Raw genomic sequence first — 20,382 nt, forward strand, 5'->3', positions numbered from 1 at the left:
CCGGTGGGTGGGTCAGAGTGAGTGGTTGGGCAGTGCGCTGCCCGACGCCACCCAACTCGACAACAGGAGGAGTGGCCCCGGCCGAACCCCTGCCGACCGGGCCATGTACACAACGTGACCGAACCTACGCAACCGCCGACCTCCGGACGTGACGCCGCACCGCGCGACACCCGTCGCGTCGACCACCCGGCCCTCGAGCCGCGGCTCATCGCCAAGACCGACCGGCTCGGCATCGACTGGATCGTCTTCGGCATCACCGCCGTCCTCGCGATCGCCTTCGTCCTCTGGGGCGTCATCAGCACGGCCTCCCTCTCCGATGCATCGACATCGGGTGTCGACTGGGTCGTGACGAACACCGGTTGGCTCTTCGCCCTCGCCTCGACCGGCTTCGTCTTCTTCGTCGTCTGGCTCGCGGCCAGCAAGTACGGCAACATCCCGCTGGGCGCCGATGGCGAGCAGCCGGAGTTCCGGACCATCTCGTGGATCGCGATGATGTTCTCCGCGGGCATGGGCATCGGCCTGATGTTCTGGGGCGCCGCGGAGCCGTTGGCGCACTACCTCGCCCCACCGCCGGGGACGGGTGCGGAGGGCAACGACCACGTGACGCGCACCGCGATGGCGACGACGCTCTTCCACTGGACGCTGCACCCGTGGGCCATCTACACGGTCGCCGGTCTGGCGATCGGCTACGGGGTCTTCCGCAAGGGCCGCGGCCTGACGATCAGCGCGGTCTTCGAGCCGCTCATCGGCAAGCGCCAGGTGCACGGGCCGGTCGGCAAGGTCATCGACATCTTCGCCATCTTCGCCACGCTCTTCGGCTCTGCGACCTCGCTCGGCCTCGGTGCCCTGCAGATCGCCTCCGGCGCGAAGATCGTCGGCTGGGCCAACGACATCACCAACACGGTGCTCGTCGTGATCATCGTCGTGCTGACGATCTGCTTCATCTTCTCGGCCGTCTCCGGTGTCGAGAAGGGCATCCAGTGGCTCTCCAACACCAACATGGTGCTGGCCTTCCTCCTGGCCGCCTTCGTCTTCATCGCCGGCCCGACGATCTTCATCCTCAACCTCGTGCCGACCTCCCTCGGCACGTACATGCAGCACCTGATGGAGATGGCCGCCCGCACCAACGCGCAGGGCGAGCACGGCATCAAGTCGTGGCTGTCCGGCTGGACGATCTTCTACTGGGCGTGGTGGGTCAGCTGGACCCCCTTCGTCGGCATGTTCATCGCCCGCATCTCCCGCGGTCGCACCATCCGTGAGTTCGTCACCGGCGTCCTCCTCGTGCCGAGCACCGTGAGCCTGATCTGGTTCGCGATCTTCGGTGGCGCCGCCATCAAGGCGCAGGAGATGGGAGCGAGGCTCGACAAGTTCGGCGACGGCGAGGAGAGCACGCTCTTCGCGCTGCTCGACTCGATGCCGTGGGCCGCGGTCACGTCGGTCCTCGTCATGGTGCTCGTCGCGATCTTCTTCGTCTCCGGCGCCGATGCGGCCTCGATCGTCATGGGTTCGCTCAGCCAGCGCGGGACCCTCGAGCCCAACCGGTTCGTGGTCGTCTTCTGGGGTGTCGCCACGGGCGCCGCCGCAGCGATCATGCTCGTCATCGGTGGTGAGGACTCGCTGACGGGTCTGCAGCAGGTCACCATCGTCGCGGCGCTGCCCTTCGTGCTCATCATGATCGGCATGGCCGTCGCGCTCGTGCGGGACCTGCAGTCGGACCCGATGGCCATCCGTCGGGCGTACGCCCGCGAGGCGCTCAGGCAGGCCGTCGTGGCCGGTGTCACCGAGCACGGGGACGACTTCGTCCTGTCCATCGACCAGACCGCGCCCGGCGAGGGCATCGACCGCGACAAGGTCGTCCCGGCCTCGGCCACGGACGAGGCGCCGGATGCCCAGGCCGACGAGGAGCACCCGGAGCGACGCGAAGAGCACGGCAGCACGCCGGCCTCGAGCTGAGCGACTCCCTGTCCGGGGCCTGAACGCGATGTGGGCGTTCAGGCCCCGACCTCTATCCTTGGGCGCATGCACATCGGAGTCTTCGGAGCCACCGGCCAGGTCGGACACGTCATGCGAGCACTGCTCGAGGAGCGGGACTTCCCCGTCACCTCGATCCGCTACTTCGCCTCGGCGCGTTCCGCCGGCACGACCCTGCCGTGGAAGGACCAGGAGGTGACGGTCGAGGACACCGCCACCGCGGACTTCTCCGGCCTGGACATCGCGCTCTTCTCCAACGGCGGAGCCACGAGCAAGGAGTGGGCCCCCAAGGTCGCCGCTGCCGGCGCCACCGTCATCGACAACTCCAGCGCGTGGCGCAAGGACCCCGACGTCCCACTCGTCGTGTCCGAGGTCAACGCCGAGGACACCGTCGACCTGCCCAAGGGCATCATCGCCAACCCCAACTGCACGACCATGGCCGCCATGCCCGTGCTCAAGCCGCTGCACGACGAGGCGGGCCTCGTCGCCCTGCGGGTCGCCACCTACCAGGCGGTCTCCGGCTCGGGCGGCAAGGGGCTCGACGAGCTCGACAGCCAGCTGCGCGCCGGGTACGCCTCGGGTGACCCCAAGGACCTCGCGCTCGACGGGTCGGCCCTCACCCTGCCCGCGCCGCAGGTCTACGAGGTGCCGGTCGGCTTCAACGTCGTCCCGGTCGCCGGCTCCGTCCAGGACGACGGCAGCCTCGAGACGGACGAGGAGCAGAAGCTGCGCAACGAGTCGCGCAAGATCCTGCACGTCCCCGACCTGCGCGTCTCGGGCACCTGCGTGCGCGTGCCGGTCTTCACCGGTCACGCCCTGGCGGTCCACGCGGAGTTCGAGCGCGAGATCACGCCCGAGCGCGCCACCGAGCTCCTCGAGGCCGCTGAAGGTGTCGTCGTGACGGCCGTGCCCAACCCGCTCGAGGCCGCCGGCAAGGACGACGTCTACGTCGGCCGGATCCGCGCCGACCAGTCGGTCGTCGACGGCAAGGGGCTGACGCTCTTCGTCGTCGGGGACAACCTGCGCAAGGGCGCGGCCCTCAACGCCGTGCAGATCGCCGAGGCGATCGTCGCCCGACAGGGCTGATACCCGCGCTGCAGCCGTACGCGTCCGACGACGAAGGGAGTGCCCCACCGCTGGGGCACTCCCTTCGTCGTGCTCGTGTGTCGAACCGGTAGCCCGGCGAGTCGGGGACCTCGCCACGGGCGCTGCCGGCACCGGGGGCTACCGGTTCGACACAGAACGACTGCGGTCACCGCGGCGGCTTGACCGCCAGGACCGGGCAGGTGGCGTCGAGCAGGATGCGCTGCGCGGTCGACCCGAGCAGCAGCTTGCCCACGGGCGTGCGGTGGCGCAGCCCGATGACGATGAGCGAGGCGTCGACCCGCGCGGCCTCGTCGAGCACGAGGTCGGCGATGTCCGGGCCCATCGGGCGGGAGACCTCGTGCTCGAGGCCCGAGGCGTCGAGCTGCTGCTGGAGCTCGTCGATGTCGCCCTCGCCGCCGTAGCGCGGGTCGACGAAGGCGTCGCCCTTCGTGGCGTTGACGACGAGGACCCGTTCGCCACGCAGCCTGGCCTCCGAGAGGCCGCGCTCGAGGGCGTGGGTGCTGGCGGGTTCCGGGGTGAAGCCGATGACGACGGTCATGCCGAGACCTCCGAGGTCGTGGTGTCCTTGCGGCCGCGGAGGAGTCCGGTGACCGCCATGCCGATGAGACCGAGGGCGATGATCGCGTAGACGATGACGGCGGCAGGCTCGCTGACGAGCCCGCTCCAGTCGCCGCTCGACAGCAGCAGCGTCTTGCGCAGCTCCTCCTCGACGCGCGGGCCGAGGATGACGCCGATGATCAGCGGCAGCACGGGGACACCGAAGCGCCGCATGCCCAGCCCGACGAGCCCGAAGAAGAGCAGCAGGGCCAGGTCGAACCACTGCAGGTTGACCGCGAGGGCGCCGAGCGAGGCGAAGAAGAGGATGCCCGCGTAGAGGTACGGCCGCGGCGTGCGCAGCAGCTTGGCCCACAGGGGCGCGAGCGGCAGGTTGAGCACGAGCAGCAGGAGGTTGCCGATGAAGAGGCTCGCGATGAGGGTCCAGACGAGCGTGCTCTCGGACTCGAAGAGCGCCGGGCCGGGCTGGATGCCGTAGCCCATCATCGCCGCGAGCATGATCGCCGCCGTGGCGTTGGTCGGCAGGCCGAGGGCCAGCATGGGCACGAGGGTGCCGGCGGCCGAGGCGTTGTTGGCGGCCTCCGGCCCGGCCACGCCCTCGATGGCGCCGTGGCCGAACTCCTCGGGGTGTTTCGAGAGCTTGCGCTCGGTGATGTACGACAGGAAGGTCGGCAGCTCGGCGCCGCCGGCCGGGACCGCTCCGAAGGGGAAGCCGAAGGCGGTGCCGCGCAGCCACGGTTTCCACGAGCGCTTGAGGTCGTCCCTGCCCATCCACGGGCGACCCACGGGGATGATCTCCTGCGGGCGTCGGCGGAGGAAGGCGGCGACCCACAGGGCCTCGCCGATGGCGAAGATCGCGACGGCGACGACGACGATGTCGATGCCGTCGCCGAGGAGCGGGATGCCGAAGGTGGCCCGGCTCTGCCCGGTGAGGCTGTCGATGCCGACGATGCCCACGGCGAGGCCGAGGAAGAGCCCGATGAAGCCGCGCAGCTTGGAGCTGCCGAGGACGGCCGTCACCGCGATGAGCGCCAGGACCATGATCGCGAGGTACGAGGGGTTGCCGAGCTTGACCGCCTGCACGGCGATCCACGGCGCGAAGAAGGTCAGCAGGGTGGTGCCGATCGCACCGGCGATGAAGGAGCCGATCGCCGCGGTGGCCAGGGCCTGTGCCGCCTTGCCCGCCTTGGCCATCTTGTTGCCCTCGATGGCGGTGATGACCGACGAGGACTCGCCGGGCGTGTTGAGCAGGATGGAGGTCGTCGACCCGCCGTACATGCCGCCGTAGTAGATGCCGGCGAACATGATGAACGCGCTGGCGGGCTCGACGTTGTAGGTGATCGGCAGGAGCAGGGCCACGGTCATGGCCGGGCCGATGCCGGGCAGGACGCCGACCGCGGTGCCGAGGAGGACGCCGACGCAGGCGAAGAGCAGGTTGGCAGGGGTGATCGCCGAGCCGAAGCCGTCGATCAGGTGGTTGAGGTTGTCCATCAGAGGATCCCGTCCAGGATGCCCGCGGGGAGCGGGACGCCGAGGGCGACGTAGAAGGCGTAGAAGGTGGCGACCGACAGCACGGCGCCGATGACGAGGTCACGCAGCCAGGTGCGGCTGCCGAGCGTCAGGGAGCACCCGGCGAAGAAGAGCGCCCCGGAGATCGCCCACCCGAGCAGGTCGACGGTGGCGATGAGGAAGACGAAGACGGCGACGAGCTTGGCCACGGTGACCCAGTCGGCCCCTTGGTCGAGGTCGACGTCCTCACCCCCTTCCTCCTCGGGGAGAGAGCCGCGCAGGATGGCGACGCTCAGCAGGGCGGCGGTGAGGTAGAGGAAGCCGGCGACGAGCCAGGGGAAGAACTTCGGTCCGACCGGGTCGGTCTCGGCGAAGTCGTTGCGCAGCCCGGCCGCGTCGACGACGAGGACGGTCGCGACGAGGACGAGGAATCCCACGACGACGAACTGCGCGAGGTCGCGCCGACGCTCGGGCGTGGTGGTCAGGATCGTGTCGTTCACAGCAGTCCCAGCTCCTTCAGGGTCGTCTCGACGCGTTCGTCCTGGGAGGTGAGGAACTCGCCGAACTCGTCTCCGGTCATCCACGCATCGGTCCAGTTGTTCAGCTTCAGCGCCTCCTGCCAGCCGGTGCTGTCATGCATCTGCTGGAGCAGGTCGATGAGCTGCTCCCGACGAGCGGTCGAGATGCCGGGAGGGGCGAGGATCCCGCGCCAGTTGATGAAGGTCAGGTCGACGTCCGACTCCTTGAGCGTCGGCGCGTCGATGCCGGGCACCCGCTCCTCGCCCGAGACGGCGAGGACCTTGACCTGGCCCTTCTCGATCTGCTCGGCGTACTCGCCGAGACCGCTCATGCCGGCCTTGATCTTCGAGCCGAGCAGTGCGGGGAGCAGGTCACCGCCACCGTCGTAGGTCACGTAGTTGACCTTGCGCGGGTCGATGTCGACCGCCTTGGCGAACTCCATCGGGAAGAGGTGGTCGGGGCCGCCGGGGGAGGAGCCTCCGCCGATGCTCACGGCCTTGGGGTCCTGCTGCCATGCCGTGATCAGGTCGGCGATGTCCTTGTAGGGGGAGTCGGCGGGCACGATGACGCCCTCGGACTCCTGGATGAGCCGGGCGAGGGGCGTCATGCCGGAGACACGGGCCTGCGACTTGTTGGTGAAGGTCGCGCCGACGACCCCGAGGCCCATGGCCATCATGAGGTCCTCGTTGCCGCGCTCGTTGGCCAGGCGCGCCATGGCGACGGTGCCGCCGGCACCGATGACGTTGAAGACCTCGAAGCGGCTGGTGATCTCGGCGTCCTCCATGACGCGCACGGCGGCGCGACCGGTGAGGTCGTACCCGCCGCCGGGAGAGTTGGGGATCATCATGCGCAGCCGGGTGGAGCCGGCGTCGTCGCCGCGCGTCACGCCGCAGGCGGCGAGCGTGGGGACGGTGAGCGCTCCGAGCGAGGCCAGCAGCAGGGTTCGCCGCGTGGGGCCTGGGGACATGTCGGCACGCCTTTCGTGGGGTGGGTGGTCGATGATGGTCGTTGACGATGGTGGAGGGCGCGCGCGCCCCACGTCACCATTGCGGTCACAAAGGAGGTTGTGGTCATTGCGGTCCCGGCGCGTGCGGTGGAGCCTTGCCGCCCAGTTCCTCGTCTGGCAGCTCGCCGCCCTCCTCCTCGTCCTCCTCGTCGTCGCGGTGATCACCGTGCAGCAGTCGACGCAGGACTTCCGGGCGTCCCGGGAGCAGCGGCTGCTCGCGGTCGCGGAGTCGCTGGCGGCCACACCGGTGGTCCGGTCCGAGCTGGTCGAAGGGGGGAACCGTCGCGCCCTCGACGGGCAGATCGGGCGGGCGGCGAGCCTGTCCGGGGCGCGCACGGTGCAGCTGCTCGACGCGGACGGGACCGTGGCCGCGTCGACCGACGCGACGGACCTCGGGAAGCGGCCGGCACTCGGCCTGGCGGCCAGTGACGGTCGGTCGTGGTCGGGGGACCTGGAGATCGACGGCGCCCGCGCCGTCGGCGGCCAGGCGCCCGTGCTCGCCGACGACGGTCGGGTCCTGGGCGCGGCACTCGTCGTCGAGGAGTACCCGCCGCTCACCCAGCGGCTGTCGCAGGCGGCCCCCGACCTGCTGCTCTTCCTCGGGGCCGCCGCGGCGCTGGGTGTGGCCGGTGCGTGGGGGCTCTCGCGGCTCATCCGGCGCCAGACCCGCGGCCTCGAGCCGGCCGACATCGCGCGGCTGGCCGACCACCAGGAAGCACTGCTCACCGGGATCCACGAAGGGGTCGTGGGGGTCAACGGTGCCGGCGTCATCACGCTCGTCAACACCTCGGCCCAGGAGCTCCTCGGGCTGTCCGAACGGGACGTGGGCCGTCCGGTGGGCGAGGTGCCGGTCCACGGCGGGGTCGCCGAGTTCCTCGCCTCGGCGGAGGACAGCGACCCGACGCTCATCGTCGTCGGGGACCGGACGCTCGTGCTCACCCGGCGTCGCACCTACTTCGACGGGCGGCAGGTCGGGACCGTGACGACGATGGTCGATCGCAGCGACCTGCTGGCCCTGCAGAGCCAGGTGTCGGCGCAGGCGAGCATCACCGACGCCCTGCGGGCGCAGACCCACGAGTTCGACAACCGGCTGCACACGATCTCCGGGCTGGTCCAGCTGCAGGAGTACGACGAGGTGGTCGCCCTCATCGCCGACGTCAACCGACGACGTGGTGAGATCAGCGATGCCGTGACCCGCTACGTCGAGGACCCCCGCGTCGCGGCGCTGCTCATCGCCAAGGTCACCGCCGCGTCCGAGGTCGGCATCGAGCTGTCCATCGAGCCGGAGTCCCACCTGCCGCGCCTGGACCCGGCCGTCGCGGCGGACGTCATCACCGTCGTCGGCAACCTCATCGACAACGCCCTCGACGCGACGCGGGCCAACGGGGGGCGGGAGTCGTCGGTGCGTCTGCTCATGACGGACGACGGCCCGCTCGTGCGGGTCGCCGACACGGGTGCGGGCATCGCACCCGAGGACGTCGACCGGGTCTTCGAGCGCGGGTGGTCGACCAAGCCCTCGGGGGCGGCTGGCCGCGGCATCGGGCTCGCCCTGGTGCAGGCCGTATGCTCCCGGGGCGGTGGCCGGGTGACGGTCGTGCAAGGTGACTTCGGGGCCGTCTTCACCGCATCACTGGGCGGTACCGGGAGCGAGGAGGACCCATGAGCGAGAGTGTCGACGTCGTGGTCGTGGACGACGACTTCCTCGTCGTCAGGGTGCACACGCGCTTCGTCGAGAGCGTCCCGGGCTTCCGGGTCGTCGCGACCGCGCCCACCGGCGCCGCCGCCCTCGAGGCCGTCCGTGAGCACGGACCCGACCTCGTGCTGCTCGACGTCCACCTGCCCGACATGACGGGGATCGAGGTGCTGCGTCGGCTGCGTGCCGAGGGCAACGAGGTCGGTGTCCTCATGGTCACCGCCGCACGTGAGGTCGAGCAGGTGCGGGCGGCCCGGACCGGGGGCGCCGTGGGCTACCTGGTCAAGCCCTTCGGCCAGGCCGATCTGACCGCCCGCCTGCAGGACTTCAGGGCCGAGCTGCAGCGACTCCAGCGGGTCGACGCCGACACCGCTGCGCAGGAGGACATCGACGCGATCTTCGGCGGGACCCCGGGGGCAGGGACGCCGACAGCTGTCCTGCCCAAGGGGCTGAGCGGGGAGACCGGCGAGCTCGTCCTCGCTGCGGTCCGCGGGGCGGGGGACCTCTCCGCCAGCGAGTGCGCGGAGGCGGTCGGGCTCTCCCGGGTCACGGCCCGGCGCTACCTGGAGCACTACGTCGGGACGGGTCGGCTCGAGGGCCGTCAGCAGTACGGACGGGTGGGTCGACCCGAGCGGCGGTACCGCTCCCCTTCGTCCGCATCGTGACCCGCGGCATGCCGCGCCGGGGCGAGGAGTATCGTGCTGGGCATGCGGACGGACCTCCTCCTTCTCTGCCGCGGCGAGGCCTGACAGACGGCCACCTCGTCGCGGAGTTCGTGGTGCCGGCCCACACGAGACCCACGCGACGAAGGACAGAGCATGATCCACCCCCAGCAGGCCACCGCGATGCCGGTGCGCAAGTACGTCCCCTTCCAGGACCAGATCGCCGTCGAGCTGCCCGACCGCACGTGGCCCGACCAGGTCATGACGCAGGCACCGCGCTGGTGCGCCGTCGACCTGCGTGACGGCAACCAGGCGCTCATCGACCCGATGGACGCCGAGCGCAAGCTCGCGATGTTCCAGCTGCTCGTCAAGATGGGCTACAAGGAGATCGAGGTCGGTTTCCCGAGCGCGAGCGAGACCGACTACAACTTCTGCCGCGAGCTCATCGACGGCGGCCACATCCCCGACGACGTGACGATCCAGGTGCTCACGCAGTGCCGTGACCACCTCATCGAGAAGACCTTCGACGCCATCGCCGGCAGCAAGCAGGCGATCGTCCACTTCTACAACTCGACCTCCGTCCTGCAGCGACGTGTCGTCTTCAACACCGGCCAGGACGGCATCGTCGACATCGCGCTGCAGGGTGCGCGGCTGTGCAAGAAGCTCGAGGAGACGATCCCGGACACCGACGTCTACTACCAGTACTCGCCGGAGTCGTACACGGGCACCGAGCTCGACTTCGCCGCGCGGATCTGCAACGAGGTCATCGACGTCATCGACCCGACGCCGGACCACAAGATGATCATCAACCTGCCGGCGACGGTCGAGATGGCCACCCCCAACGTCTACGCCGACTCCATCGAGTGGATGAGCCGCCGTCTCGAGCGGCGCGAGTCGATCGTGCTCTCGCTGCACCCCCACAACGACCGCGGCGAAGGGGTGGCTGCCGCCGAGCTCGGTTACCTCGCCGGCGCCGACCGGATCGAGGGGTGCCTCTTCGGCAACGGTGAGCGCACCGGCAACGTCGACCTGGTGACGCTGGGCATGAACCTCTTCAGCCAGGGCATCGACCCGCAGATCGACTTCTCCCAGATGGACGAGATCCGCCGCACCGTCGAGCACTGCACCCAGCTGCCCGTGCACCCGCGTCACCCGTGGGGTGGCGACCTCGTCTACACCGCCTTCTCCGGGTCGCACCAGGACGCGATCAAGAAGGGCTTCGAGGACATGGAGCTGCGGGCCAAGGAGGCCGGCACCGACATCGACGGCATCGACTGGGGCGTGCCCTACCTGCCGATCGACCCGCACGACATCGGCCGCTCGTACGAGGCGGTCGTGCGCGTCAACAGCCAGTCCGGCAAGGGCGGCGTCGCCTACCTGCTGAAGTCCGAGCAGGGCCTGGACCTGCCGCGTCGCCTGCAGATGGAGTTCTCCGCGGTCGTCCAGCGCAAGACCGACACCGACGGTGGCGAGATGAGCGGCCTCGCGCTGTGGGAGGTCTTCAACGACGAGTACCTGCACAGCGAGGACAGGGACGGGTGGGGCCGGTTCCAGCCGGTGCGCACCACGCTGACCGGTGAGGACAACGGCCTCGACCGCATCGAGGGGCACATTCTCGACCGCGGCCAGGAGATCGCGATCTCCGGCAGCGGCAACGGCCCGATCGCCGCCTTCCTCGACGCGCTCGCCCCGCTGGGCGTCGACGTACGGGTCCTCGACTACGCCGAGCACGCGCTGTCCGCCGGTGGCGACGCCCGCGCCGCGGCCTACGTCGAGTGCGCCGTCGGCGAGCGGGTGCTGTGGGGCGTCGGCCTGCACGACTCGATCGTCAAGGCCTCGCTGCGCGCGATCCTCTCGGCGGTCAACCGCGCCGAGCGCGACGCCCAGGCCTGAGCCCGGCGAAGGGGGAGGCGCGAGCCTCCCCCTTCGTGCGTCTCAGCGCACGCCGGCCACGCGGAACTGGATCGACACCCGGGGCCCCACCGCCGCCGAGGTCTTGGGCACCGCGTGGTCCCAGGTGCGCTGGCAGGCGCCGCCCATGACGACGAGGTCGCCGTGGCCGAGCGCGACCCGCTGCGACGGACCGCCGTCACGCGGGCGCAGCGCGAGGTGGCGGGCCGAGCCGAGAGAGACGATCGCGACCATCGTGTCCTGCTCGCGGCTGCGCCCGATGCGGTCGCCGTGCCAGGCGACCGAGTCCTCGCCGTGGCGGTACAGGCACATGCCGGCGGTGACGAAGGGCTCGCCGAGCTCGCTGGCGTAGTGCTGGGAGAGGCGCTCGCGCATGTCGGCGACGAGCGGGTGGGGCAGGGGCTCCCCTGCGCGGTAGAAGCAGGTCAGGCGCGGCACGTCGACGACGGAGTCGTACATCTTGCGCCGCTCCGCCCGCCACGGGACCTCGTGCAGGAGCGTGTCGAGCACCTCGTCGGTGCCGCACGCCCATCCCGGCACGAGGTCGAGCCAAGCCGTGCCGTCGAGGAATCGCCGGTGACGCCGCTCGAGGTCACCGAGGGTGGGGGAGTCGGCCGTGTCGAAGAGCGAGGACTGGAGCGCCTGCATACCACGACCCTAGCAGCCCCTCGAACACACGTTCGATGATTCGCGATGGCGTGTCGCTCAGCCTGCGGCCACCGGGTGGTCGCCCTTCGCGCGCAGGCGCAGGCCGGCGGCGCTGGCCACGAGCAGCACGGCCCCGGCGACGAGCAGGGCCCCGGCGGCGCCGAGCGCACCGTCCGAGTAGTCCACCGCGGCCTCGGTGGCGGCCATCGTCAGCGCGACGACTCCGACGCCGAGGTAGGGCCACGACTGCGTCCGGACGTAGGCGAGGAAGCCGAGGACGCCGACGACCGCCAGCAGCGCGTAGGAGACCCACGCGTGCTCCCAGCCCATGGCGACCTGGGCGCCGAGGATCGCCAGGACTCCTCCGACGGCGCGCCCGAGATGGGTCTCGCGCCACAGCCCGGTCTCGGTCAGGGCGATCCATGCGGCGGCGAGCCCGAGGAGCGAGGCCGCGGCCACGAGCGGGGCGTTGTCCGAGGCGTCCGGCCCGAGGGCCAGCGTCATCGTCGTGATGGCCGCGGTGAATGCGGCGCCGAGCTGGCCGAGCCCGGTCGGTACGAAGCGGTAGCCGAGGACCATGAGCGCGCACGCCGTGCCGAAGCCGATGCTCACCGTGTAGGGCTCGCGCAGGTCGAGGACGTGGGTCGCCCACACCCCCGCCGCGCCTCCCGCGACAGCGGCGGCCGCCACGGCCAGCGTGCCCGCCAGGAGCAGCCGGGCCTGCCGCGCCAGCTCGGGGAGGGTCGCGGCGGAGCGTGCCGTGAGCCGCACGGCGACGGCGCCGGCGGCCAGGACGAGGGCGCTGACGAGCAGTGCCGCCACGCGGGTGCCCGGGCCCATCCGCGACCACTGCGAGGCGAGGAAGACCGCGGCTGCCGCGATGACGAGGATGCCGCCGAGGTAGCCGGCGATCTCCGCGGCGATCCGGCCCGCAGGCGGGCGCGCAGTGGCTGGCTCCGGCCCGACGTCCACATGGCGGGCCAGCACGGCGCCCGCCCGGTCCCGGTCGCCCTCGGCGACGACACCCGCCCGGACGAGGTCGTCGGCGATCTGCCGGGAGCGAAGGGGGAGTGGGGCCTCGTACGCGCGCCTGCCCATGGTGAGCCTCCTGAGGACGACACCGCCGTGGCGTCACTCCCATTGTCCGCCCGGCGTGGCCGCCGTGGGAAGACCCGTCGTGCGTAGGACAATGGGGTGCATGCCCCTCTACCGCGACTCCGGGGTCGTGCTGCGCACCCACAAGCTGGGCGAGGCCGACCGGATCATCACCGTGCTCACCCGCGGGCGCGGCAAGATCCGCACGGTGGCGAAGGGGGTCCGCCGCACGAAGTCGAAGTTCGGCGCTCGCCTCGAGCCGGGCATGCACGTCGACCTGCAGTGCTACGAGGGCCGCAACCTCGACACCGTGACCCAGACCGAGTCGATCGACGCGTGGGGCGACGTCATCGCCCGCGACTACGCGCGCTGGACGGCGGCCACCGCGATCCTCGAGACGGCCGACCGGCTGACCGAGGAGCACGAGCCGGCGCTGCAGCAGTACCACCTGCTCGCGGGTGCGCTGCGCTCGCTCGCCCAGGGTGACCATGCCGCCGAGCTCGTCCTGGACGCGTACCTCCTGCGGGCGCTGGCGGTCGCCGGCTGGGCACCGAGCTTCCACGACTGCGCCCGGTGCGGCGACGAGGGCCCGCACCGCGCCTTCCACGTCGCCTCCGGTGGCGTCGTGTGCCGCAGCTGCCGCGTCCCCGGGGCCAACGCCCCCGCCCCCGAGACCCTCACCCTGCTCGCCGCGCTCCTCGCCGGTGACTGGGTGGTCGCGGACGCCTCCCTCGACCGGCACCGACGGGAGGGGTCCGGCCTGACCGCCGCCTTCCTCCAGTGGCATCTCGAGCGCGGGGTGCTCTCCCTTCGTCACGTCGACCGCACCCAACCGCAGAGGACCGGATGAGCCGCTACGAGACCCCCTTCGCCCACCCGAGCGGGGCCACCCCGCCGCCCGTGCCGGCCGAACTCGTGCCCGGTCACGTCGCGATCGTCATGGACGGCAACGGCCGCTGGGCCAACCAGCGGGGCCTCGCCCGGACCAAGGGCCACGAGGCGGGGGAGGGCGCGCTCCTCGACGTCGTCGCCGGGGCCCTGGACATCGGCGTCAAGCACCTGTCGACCTACGCCTTCTCCACCGAGAACTGGCGCCGCTCGCCAGAGGAGGTGCGTTTCCTCATGGGGTTCAACCGGGACGTCATCCGCCGGCGGCGCGACCAGCTCGACGCGTGGGGCGTGCGCATGCGCTGGGTGGGACGTCGCCCGAGGTTGTGGAGCTCGGTCGTCAAGGAGCTGGAGATCGCCCAGGAGATGACCCGGGACAACGACGCGATGACGCTGTACTTCTGCGTCAACTACGGCGGTCGGGCCGAGATCGTCGACGGCGTGCGGCGGATCGCCGACGACGTCAAGGCTGGCCGGCTCAAGGGCTCGGGCATCGACGAGCGGACGATCTCGCGCTACCTCACCGAGCCGACGATGCCGGACGTCGACCTCTTCCTGCGCAGCTCGGGGGAGCAGCGCACGAGCAACTTCCTGCTGTGGCAGTCGGCCTACGCCGAGATGGTCTTCCAGGACACGCTGTGGCCGGACTACGACCGGCGCCACCTGTGGGAGGCCATCGAGACGTACGCCCAGCGCGAGCGGCGCTACGGCGGCGCGGTCGACGCACCATCGGGCTCCTGAGTCGCCCCGAGTGCATCGACCCGGCGAAGGGCGTTCAGGACCAGCCGCGCTCGATCGTGCACCCGACGCCGACACGGTCCGAGAGGACGTCGTGGCATACGCTGTCGAGGCCCGCGCGACCTGCGTTCATCGACCTGTCACATGAGGAGAACGTATGTGTCGAGTTCTTGCCTACGTCGGTCCGGAGATCTCGCTGGAGAATCTCTTGCTCAAGCCGACGAACAGCCTGATCAACCAGTCCCTCGACCCGGAGACCCATCCCGAGCTCCAGCTCGTGGGATGGGGGTTCGGAGCGTGGAGCGAGCACCTGCTCAAGCCGGAGGAACCCTTCATCTACCGCCGGCCGACGGCCGCCTTCTACGACGACAACGCCACGCGCATGCTCCCCAGCCTCCAGGCCAGCACCATGTTGGCGCACGTCCGCGCTGCCGCCTACGAGGCCAGGGTCGTCATGGCCGACGAGAACTGCCACCCCTTCTGCTTCGAGGGGACCCGGTGGATCGTGGCGCAGAACGGCTACCTGCCGGGCTGGCAGGTCCTGCAGCGGGAGCTGCTGCAGCACTGCAAGGACGAGTACCTGACGCAGATGCTCGGCACGACCGACACGGAGTTCATCTACGCCCTCTTCCTCTCCCTGCTGGAGGGTGACGGTGACGAGGATGTCCAGCGCGCGGTCGAGGAGCTGCTGCGCCTGATCGCCAAGGCGATGAAGGACCTCGAGCTGCCGGGGCTGACCAAGCTGAAGATGGGGCTGGTCTCCCAGGACCGGGTCATCGGGATCAACTGGGGGCTCGGGCACCAGGGCGAGGTCGACCCGGAAGGGGACTGGCGGGATCTGCGCACGGCTGACGCCGGCACCGACGACCGCGCCCTCTCCATGCTCCTGGAGCCGATGTACCTGTTGCTGGGTCGCAACTTCCAGCACGACGAGGCGAACTACGGCTTCCAGGAGTGCACCGAGGAGAAGGCCACGGCGGCCATCTTCGCCTCCGAGCCGTTGAGCGAGGAGGGCGACGGCTGGTTGCCCCTGGAGTACGGATCGATCGTCTTCCTCGCCAAGGACGGCGAGCACATCACCAAGTCCGTCAGGCAGCTCCAGCTCTAGGTCGTCGGCCGGGAGGCGCACTCCCCGCAGCGGCCGAAGAGCTCAAGGGTGTGCGCGACGTCGCTGAAGCCGTGCTCCTCGGCGACCCTGCCGGCCCAGCGCTCCACGGCGGGGCCCTCGACCTCGACCGTGCGGCCGCAGTCGCGGCAGACGAGGTGGTGGTGGTGGCCGGTGCTGCAGCGCCGGTAGACGATCTCGCCGTCGTCGGTGCGAAGGGAGTCCAGCGCCGCCTCGTCGACCATCGCCTGCAGCGTGCGGTAGACCGTCGCGAGACCGATCTTGTCGCCACCGGCGACCAGGCTCGCGTGGATCTCCTGGGCCGAGCGGAACTCGTCGGAGCGGTCCACGTCGGCCTCGATCGCCGTGCGCTGCCGCGTCGGGCGGCGGGTGCGGGTGTCGGTCATCGGGGGCTCCCCTGGAGGGTCGGGTCGGCGGGCGCGTGCTCCGGGTCGTGCTCGTCCCAGTGGTCGCCGTGCCGGGCGTGCCGGTGCCCGTCGTGCAGGTAGTCGACGTGGTCGCCGTGCAGGACGACGTCGTGGCCGCAGTCCTCCCAGTGGACGTGCTCGTGGACCTCCGCCGTGCGGTGGCCGCGGCGGCGCACGGCACGCAGCGCGGTGGCGGCGGTGGCCGAGACGACGAAGACCGCGATGGCGAGCAGGACGATCGTCGCGCCGGACGGGGTGTCGGCGTAGAAGCTCGTGACGACCCCGCCGACGCTCGTCAGCGTGCCGACGACGACTGCCCACCGCAGGCTGCCCCGGAAGGACCGCCCGAGGTACTGGCCGGTCGCGTTGGGCAGGATCATCAGCGCGCTGATGAGCAGCAGGCCGATGACCCGCATCGAGATGACGACCGTGACGCCGGTGAGGACGGCGAGCAGGATGTTGGTGCCGAGCACGGGCAGCCCGGAGGCGCGGGCGTACTCGTCGTCCTGGGCGACGGCGAAGAGCCGCTCGCGCAGCACGAGCACGGTGACGAGGACGACCGCGGCGAGGACCGCGAACTGGATGAGGTCGCTGCGGGTGACCGTGGTGAGGGCACCGAAGAGGTATCCCTGCAGGTTGGTCGCCGAGCCGGACGGCGCCTTGGCGATGATGACCACACCCGCCGCCAGACCGCCGTAGAACATCACCGCGAGCGCGAGGTCGCCACCGGTCCGCCCGAGGTGGCGCAGCAGCTCGATCGCCACGGCCGCGACGACGACGACGGCCAGGGCCGTGAGCACGGGCGAGGTGCTCGTCAGCAGGCCGATGCCGACGCCGGCGAGCGCGACGTGGCCCATCCCGTCACCGATGAGCGACATGCCGCGCTGGACGAGGAAGACGCCGACGAGCGGCGCGGACGCCCCGACCAGCAGCGCGGCGAGGAGTGCGTTGCGCATGAACTCGAGACCGAGGATGTCGATCACCGGGGTCCCCCCTTCGTCGTGATGATGGTCGAAGGGAGGGCCGAGGGTGCCGGGTCGTCCTCACCCTCGTGGTGGGTGTGGGCCTGTGCGTCGGCGGTGAGCTCGTCCGGGGCGCAGTCCTGCTCGATCGTGCCGCCGCGCACGACCACGGCCCGGGTGACGATGTCGGCCAGCGCGTCGACCTCGTGGGTGACGATGACGAGGGTCGCCCCACGGGCGACGAGACGTCGCATCACGGCGACGAGCACCTGCTGGTGGCCGCGGTCGACCCCGGCGGTCGGCTCGTCCATGACGAAGACGTCGGGACGGCTCGCGAGTGCGCGCGCGATGAGCACCCGGCGCTGCTGGCCGCCGGAGAGCGTGGCGACGTCGTGGTCCGCGAGGTCGCCCAGGCCGACGACCGCGAGGGACTCGGCGACGAGCGCGCGGTCGGCCGAGGAGCGGATCCGCCACGGCGCCCACCAGGGCGTGCGCACCGTGCGTCCCGTCGTCACGATCTCGGAGGCGGTCGCCCTGACGGCCGAGGCGAGGGTGTGGCGCTGCGGGACGTACCCGATACCGGCCCGCGCGTCCGCGCTGCCGACCTCGTGGCCGAGGACTCGGGCGGTCCCGGCGTGCTGGTCGGCGATCCCGAGCAACCCCTTGACCAAGGTCGACTTGCCGGCCCCGTTGGGTCCGAGCACGGCGACGACCTCACCGCGGCGGACGGTGAGGTCGACGTCGTGGACCACGACGCGGTCGCCGTAGCCGAAGGCGGCGCCGGTCAGCTCGATCACGGGAGGGGCGGACGAGGTCAACTGCACCCCTGTCCCTTGCGGACGGTGGCCAGGTTGCTGCGCATGACCTCAAGGTAGTCCGATCCGGCGGACTCGTCCGTCAGTCCCTCGAGGGGGTCGAGGACGGCGACCTTCGCCCCGGAGTCGCGGGCGATGGTCCGGGCGACATCGGCGGGCACGAGGGTCTCCGCGTACACGGTGTCGACCCGCTCCTGCTTGACGTGCTTGATGAGGTCGGCCAGCGCGCTGGGGCTCGGCTCGCTGTCCGGGCTCAGGCCGCTCACCGACTCCTGGTGGAAGCCGTAGCGGTCCGCGAAGTAGGCGAAGGCGGTGTGGCCCGTCACGAGGTCCTGGCTGCGGCAGTCGGCGAGCCCGGCCCTGAGGTCCTTGTCGAGCGTGGTCAGCTCGCCCGTGAACTCCTTGGCGTTCGCCCGGTAGTCCGCGGCGTGGTCCGGGTCGGCCTCGGCGAAGCGCTCGGCGACGGCGTCGACGACGTCCGCGTAGCGCGTCGGGTCGAGCCAGAAGTGGGGGTCGACGGCCCCGTGGCCCTCCTCGTGGGCGGCGTGCTCCTCGGCGCTCTCGCCCTCGTGCCCCTCCCCCTGAGGTGCCTCGAGGTCCAGACGAGCGGCCGACGAGACGTCGAAGGCGGAGTCGCCCGCCTCCTTCGCCGCGTCGTCGACGGAGGGCTGGAAGCCCTTGAGGTAGACCAGGGCGTCGGCCCGGCTGACGTCGAGGACCTGGTTGGGCGTGAGCTCGAGGTCGTGCGGCTCGGCGCCGGGCTTGGTGAGGTTGGTGACCTCGACGTGGTCACCGCCGACCTGCTCCGCCGCCTCCTGCAGGGGGTAGAAGCTCGTCGCCACCGACAGGCTCGCGTCGCCCGCACCGTCCGTGGCGTCCTCGCCGGAGCCGCAGCCCGTGAGGGCGAGCAGGAGGGCGGAGACGCTGAGGACGAGACGGTGTCGGGACTTCATGAGAACGATTCTCACCGCACGTGAGAATCGTTGTCAACTTCAGCGGGGTACGACCTTGATCACCGTCAGGCCGACGAGCAGGACGATGACGGCGATGCGCATCAGGCGCTCGCTCGCGGTGAGGCGCGGCCAGGACAGCCCGAGCATCCACAGCAGGAAGAGCACGACCAGGCCGAGGGGGATCGCGCCCCACGGACCGAGGAAGCTGCCGAGCAGCACGAGCGCGAAGACGACGACGATCGGCACGAGCGGCGGCAGCTGGGACAGCGCCCGGGTGAGAGGCAGGCTCGCGCGCTCGAAGGCGTTGGTCGCGACGGGCTCGGGACGGGGCGTGGGGCTGCTGAACACCCCCACAGGGTAGGCGGGCCGATGCAGGGGTCGGTCCGCGGCCCGGATAGCCTCTGTCCCATGGCCAAGCAGACCTCCACCGTCGACACCGTCGTCAACCTCTGCAAGCGCAGGGGTTTCGTCTTCCCCTGTGGCGAGATCTACGGAGGCACGCGCTCCGCGTGGGACTACGGACCGCTCGGGGTCGAGCTCAAGGAGAACATCAAGCGCCAGTGGTGGAGGTCGATGGTCACCGGCCGCGACGACGTCGTCGGCCTCGACTCCTCGATCATCCTGCCGCGCGAGACCTGGGTGGCCTCCGGACACGTCGGGACCTTCACCGACCCGCTCACCGAGTGCCTCAACTGCCACAAGCGCCACCGCCTGGACCACCTGCAGGAGGCGATCGCGGACAAGGCGGCGAAGAAGGGTCAGGAGGTCGACCCCGACTCCATCCCCACGAGCGAGATCGTCTGCCCGGACTGCGGCACCCGCGGCCGGTGGACCGAGGCCCGCGAGTTCAACATGATGCTCAAGACGCACCTCGGGGTCATCGAGGACGAGTCCGGGCTGCACTACCTGCGCCCCGAGACCGCCCAGGGCATCTTCATCAACTTCAACAACGTCCTGCAGACCTCGCGCAAGAAGCCTCCCTTCGGCATCGCGCAGACCGGCAAGTCCTTCCGCAACGAGATCACGCCGGGCAACTTCATCTTCCGCACCCGCGAGTTCGAGCAGATGGAGATGGAGTTCTTCGTCAAGCCGGGCGAGGACGAGGAGTGGCACCAGTACTGGATCGACGAGCGCACCCGCTGGTACACCGACCTCGGCATCAAGCCGGAGAACCTGCGCCACTACGAGCACGCGCAGGAGAAGCTGTCCCACTACTCCAAGCGCACCGTCGACATCGAGTACCGCTTCAACTTCGCCGGCAGCGAGTGGGGCGAGCTCGAGGGCATCGCCAACCGCACGGACTTCGACCTGACGAGCCACAGCAAGCACTCCGGCACGGACCTCGTCTTCTTCGACCAGGCCAACAACGAGCGGTACACGCCGTACGTCATCGAGCCGGCGGCGGGGCTGTCGCGCTCGATCATGACCTTCCTCGTCGACGCGTACGCCGAGGACGAGGCCCCCAACGCGAAGGGGGGCGTGGACAAGCGCACCGTCCTGCGCCTCGACCACCGGCTGGCTCCCGTCAAGGCGGCCGTCCTCCCGCTGTCGCGCAACGCGGACCTCTCGCCCAAGGCGCGCGACCTCGCCGCGCAGCTGCGCAAGAGCTGGAACGTCGACTTCGACGACGCGCAGGCCATCGGCAAGCGCTACCGCCGCCAGGACGAGATCGGGACGCCCTTCTGCATCACGGTCGACTTCGACACCCTCGAGGACGACGCGGTGACCATCCGCGAGCGGGACTCGATGGAGCAGCAGCGCATCTCCATCGACCAGGTCGAGTCCTTCCTCGCGCCCAGACTCCTCGGAGCCTGACG

At 70.7% G+C, this 20,382-nt stretch carries 20 protein-coding genes; 9 read left to right on the forward strand and 11 right to left on the reverse strand.

The features are described from left to right. Positions 1–207: 207 nt before the first annotated feature. Together JT1_RS03465 and JT1_RS03470 are read left to right on the forward strand one after the other, a co-directional pair. Positions 208–1,953 carry a BCCT family transporter gene (locus tag JT1_RS03465; RefSeq protein ID WP_082807456.1) on the forward strand — a complete coding sequence of 582 codons (1,746 nt, stop codon included), beginning with the start codon at positions 208–210 and terminating at the stop codon, positions 1,951–1,953. 66 nt (positions 1,954–2,019) lie between these two features. Further along, the gene (locus JT1_RS03470; RefSeq protein WP_068323064.1) at positions 2,020–3,057 is read left to right on the forward strand and encodes an aspartate-semialdehyde dehydrogenase; all 1,038 of its coding nucleotides are present in this window, start codon (positions 2,020–2,022) and stop codon (positions 3,055–3,057) included. 166 nt (positions 3,058–3,223) lie between these two features. Here JT1_RS03470 and JT1_RS03475 read toward each other — a convergent pair whose 3' ends face one another. Genes JT1_RS03475 through JT1_RS03490 form a run of 4 tightly spaced genes read right to left on the reverse strand, consistent with a single transcriptional unit; the run spans position 3,224 to position 6,628 of the window. After that, positions 3,224–3,616, reverse strand: coding sequence for a universal stress protein (locus JT1_RS03475; protein WP_068323067.1), 393 nt, complete (start codon positions 3,614–3,616; stop codon positions 3,224–3,226). Then, a complete protein-coding gene (locus tag JT1_RS03480; RefSeq protein ID WP_068323070.1) occupies positions 3,613–5,124 on the reverse strand; it encodes a tripartite tricarboxylate transporter permease in 1,512 nt (503 codons plus the stop codon). The genes JT1_RS03475 and JT1_RS03480 overlap by 4 nt, the downstream gene beginning before the upstream one ends. Beyond that, the gene (locus tag JT1_RS03485; protein ID WP_068323073.1) at positions 5,124–5,642 is read right to left on the reverse strand and encodes a tripartite tricarboxylate transporter TctB family protein; all 519 of its coding nucleotides are present in this window, start codon (positions 5,640–5,642) and stop codon (positions 5,124–5,126) included. Before JT1_RS03485 ends, JT1_RS03480 begins: the two co-directional genes overlap by 1 nt. After that, complete coding sequence (locus tag JT1_RS03490; RefSeq protein ID WP_068323076.1) at positions 5,639–6,628, reverse strand: Bug family tripartite tricarboxylate transporter substrate binding protein; 990 nt, start codon at positions 6,626–6,628, stop codon at positions 5,639–5,641. Before JT1_RS03490 ends, JT1_RS03485 begins: the two co-directional genes overlap by 4 nt. Positions 6,629–6,749: 121 nt before the next feature. On the opposite strand from JT1_RS03490, the gene JT1_RS03495 reads away from it, so the two are divergent. The 3 genes from JT1_RS03495 (at position 6,750) to leuA (ending at position 10,915) form a co-directional block, all read left to right on the forward strand. After that, entirely contained in the window at positions 6,750–8,330 is a 1,581-nt protein-coding gene (locus JT1_RS03495; RefSeq protein ID WP_211596801.1) for a sensor histidine kinase, read from the forward strand. Beyond that, positions 8,327–9,025, forward strand: a complete 699-nt coding sequence (locus JT1_RS03500) for a response regulator (RefSeq protein ID WP_068323082.1) — start codon at positions 8,327–8,329, stop codon at positions 9,023–9,025. Before JT1_RS03495 ends, JT1_RS03500 begins: the two co-directional genes overlap by 4 nt. A gap of 153 nt (positions 9,026–9,178) precedes the next feature. Beyond that, a complete protein-coding gene (gene leuA / locus JT1_RS03505; RefSeq protein ID WP_068323087.1) occupies positions 9,179–10,915 on the forward strand; it encodes a 2-isopropylmalate synthase in 1,737 nt (578 codons plus the stop codon). A gap of 42 nt (positions 10,916–10,957) precedes the next feature. Here the strand turns inward: leuA and JT1_RS03510 are convergent, their stop codons facing one another. Continuing rightward, on the reverse strand, positions 10,958–11,581 hold the full coding sequence (locus JT1_RS03510; protein WP_068323091.1) for an alpha-ketoglutarate-dependent dioxygenase AlkB: 624 nt from the start codon (positions 11,579–11,581) through the stop codon (positions 10,958–10,960). 57 nt (positions 11,582–11,638) lie between these two features. After that, positions 11,639–12,679 (reverse strand): hypothetical protein, encoded by a 1,041-nt coding sequence (locus JT1_RS03515; RefSeq protein ID WP_068323095.1) that lies wholly within the window; start codon positions 12,677–12,679, stop codon positions 11,639–11,641. 100 nt (positions 12,680–12,779) lie between these two features. Here JT1_RS03515 and recO point away from each other — a divergent pair, with 100 nt between their 5' ends. From recO to JT1_RS03530, 3 genes are all read left to right on the forward strand, one after another. Then, positions 12,780–13,526, forward strand: a complete 747-nt coding sequence (recO, locus tag JT1_RS03520) for a DNA repair protein RecO (RefSeq protein ID WP_068323098.1) — start codon at positions 12,780–12,782, stop codon at positions 13,524–13,526. Beyond that, positions 13,523–14,305, forward strand: a complete 783-nt coding sequence (locus tag JT1_RS03525; RefSeq protein ID WP_068323101.1) for an isoprenyl transferase — start codon at positions 13,523–13,525, stop codon at positions 14,303–14,305. The genes recO and JT1_RS03525 overlap by 4 nt, the downstream gene beginning before the upstream one ends. Before the next feature lie 154 nt (positions 14,306–14,459). Then, a complete protein-coding gene (locus JT1_RS03530; RefSeq protein ID WP_068323103.1) occupies positions 14,460–15,410 on the forward strand; it encodes a class II glutamine amidotransferase in 951 nt (316 codons plus the stop codon). On the opposite strand, the gene JT1_RS03535 is transcribed toward JT1_RS03530, so the two are convergent. Genes JT1_RS03535 through JT1_RS03555 form a run of 5 tightly spaced genes read right to left on the reverse strand, consistent with a single transcriptional unit; the run spans position 15,407 to position 18,913 of the window. Beyond that, positions 15,407–15,814: a Fur family transcriptional regulator gene (locus JT1_RS03535; RefSeq protein WP_068323106.1), complete on the reverse strand. Its 408-nt coding sequence runs from the start codon at positions 15,812–15,814 to the stop codon at positions 15,407–15,409. The genes JT1_RS03530 and JT1_RS03535 overlap by 4 nt on opposite strands. Beyond that, positions 15,811–16,818 (reverse strand): metal ABC transporter permease, encoded by a 1,008-nt coding sequence (locus JT1_RS03540; RefSeq protein WP_068323108.1) that lies wholly within the window; start codon positions 16,816–16,818, stop codon positions 15,811–15,813. The genes JT1_RS03535 and JT1_RS03540 overlap by 4 nt, the downstream gene beginning before the upstream one ends. Further along, on the reverse strand, positions 16,815–17,594 hold the full coding sequence (locus JT1_RS03545) for a metal ABC transporter ATP-binding protein (protein ID WP_255218245.1): 780 nt from the start codon (positions 17,592–17,594) through the stop codon (positions 16,815–16,817). Before JT1_RS03545 ends, JT1_RS03540 begins: the two co-directional genes overlap by 4 nt. A 17-nt stretch (positions 17,595–17,611) precedes the next feature. Beyond that, entirely contained in the window at positions 17,612–18,565 is a 954-nt protein-coding gene (locus JT1_RS03550) for a metal ABC transporter substrate-binding protein (RefSeq protein WP_068323111.1), read from the reverse strand. Positions 18,566–18,604: 39 nt separating this feature from the next. Then, positions 18,605–18,913, reverse strand: a complete 309-nt coding sequence (locus tag JT1_RS03555; protein ID WP_068323114.1) for a DUF6703 family protein — start codon at positions 18,911–18,913, stop codon at positions 18,605–18,607. A 60-nt stretch (positions 18,914–18,973) separates the two neighbouring features. On the opposite strand from JT1_RS03555, the gene JT1_RS03560 reads away from it, so the two are divergent. Further along, positions 18,974–20,380: a glycine--tRNA ligase gene (locus JT1_RS03560; RefSeq protein ID WP_068323117.1), complete on the forward strand. Its 1,407-nt coding sequence runs from the start codon at positions 18,974–18,976 to the stop codon at positions 20,378–20,380. The last annotated feature ends 2 nt before the right edge of the window (positions 20,381–20,382 follow it).

Origin of the sequence: Janibacter terrae NBRC 107853, assembly GCF_001591405.1 — a bacterium.
Taxonomy (GTDB): Bacteria; Actinomycetota; Actinomycetes; order Actinomycetales; family Dermatophilaceae; genus Janibacter; species Janibacter terrae.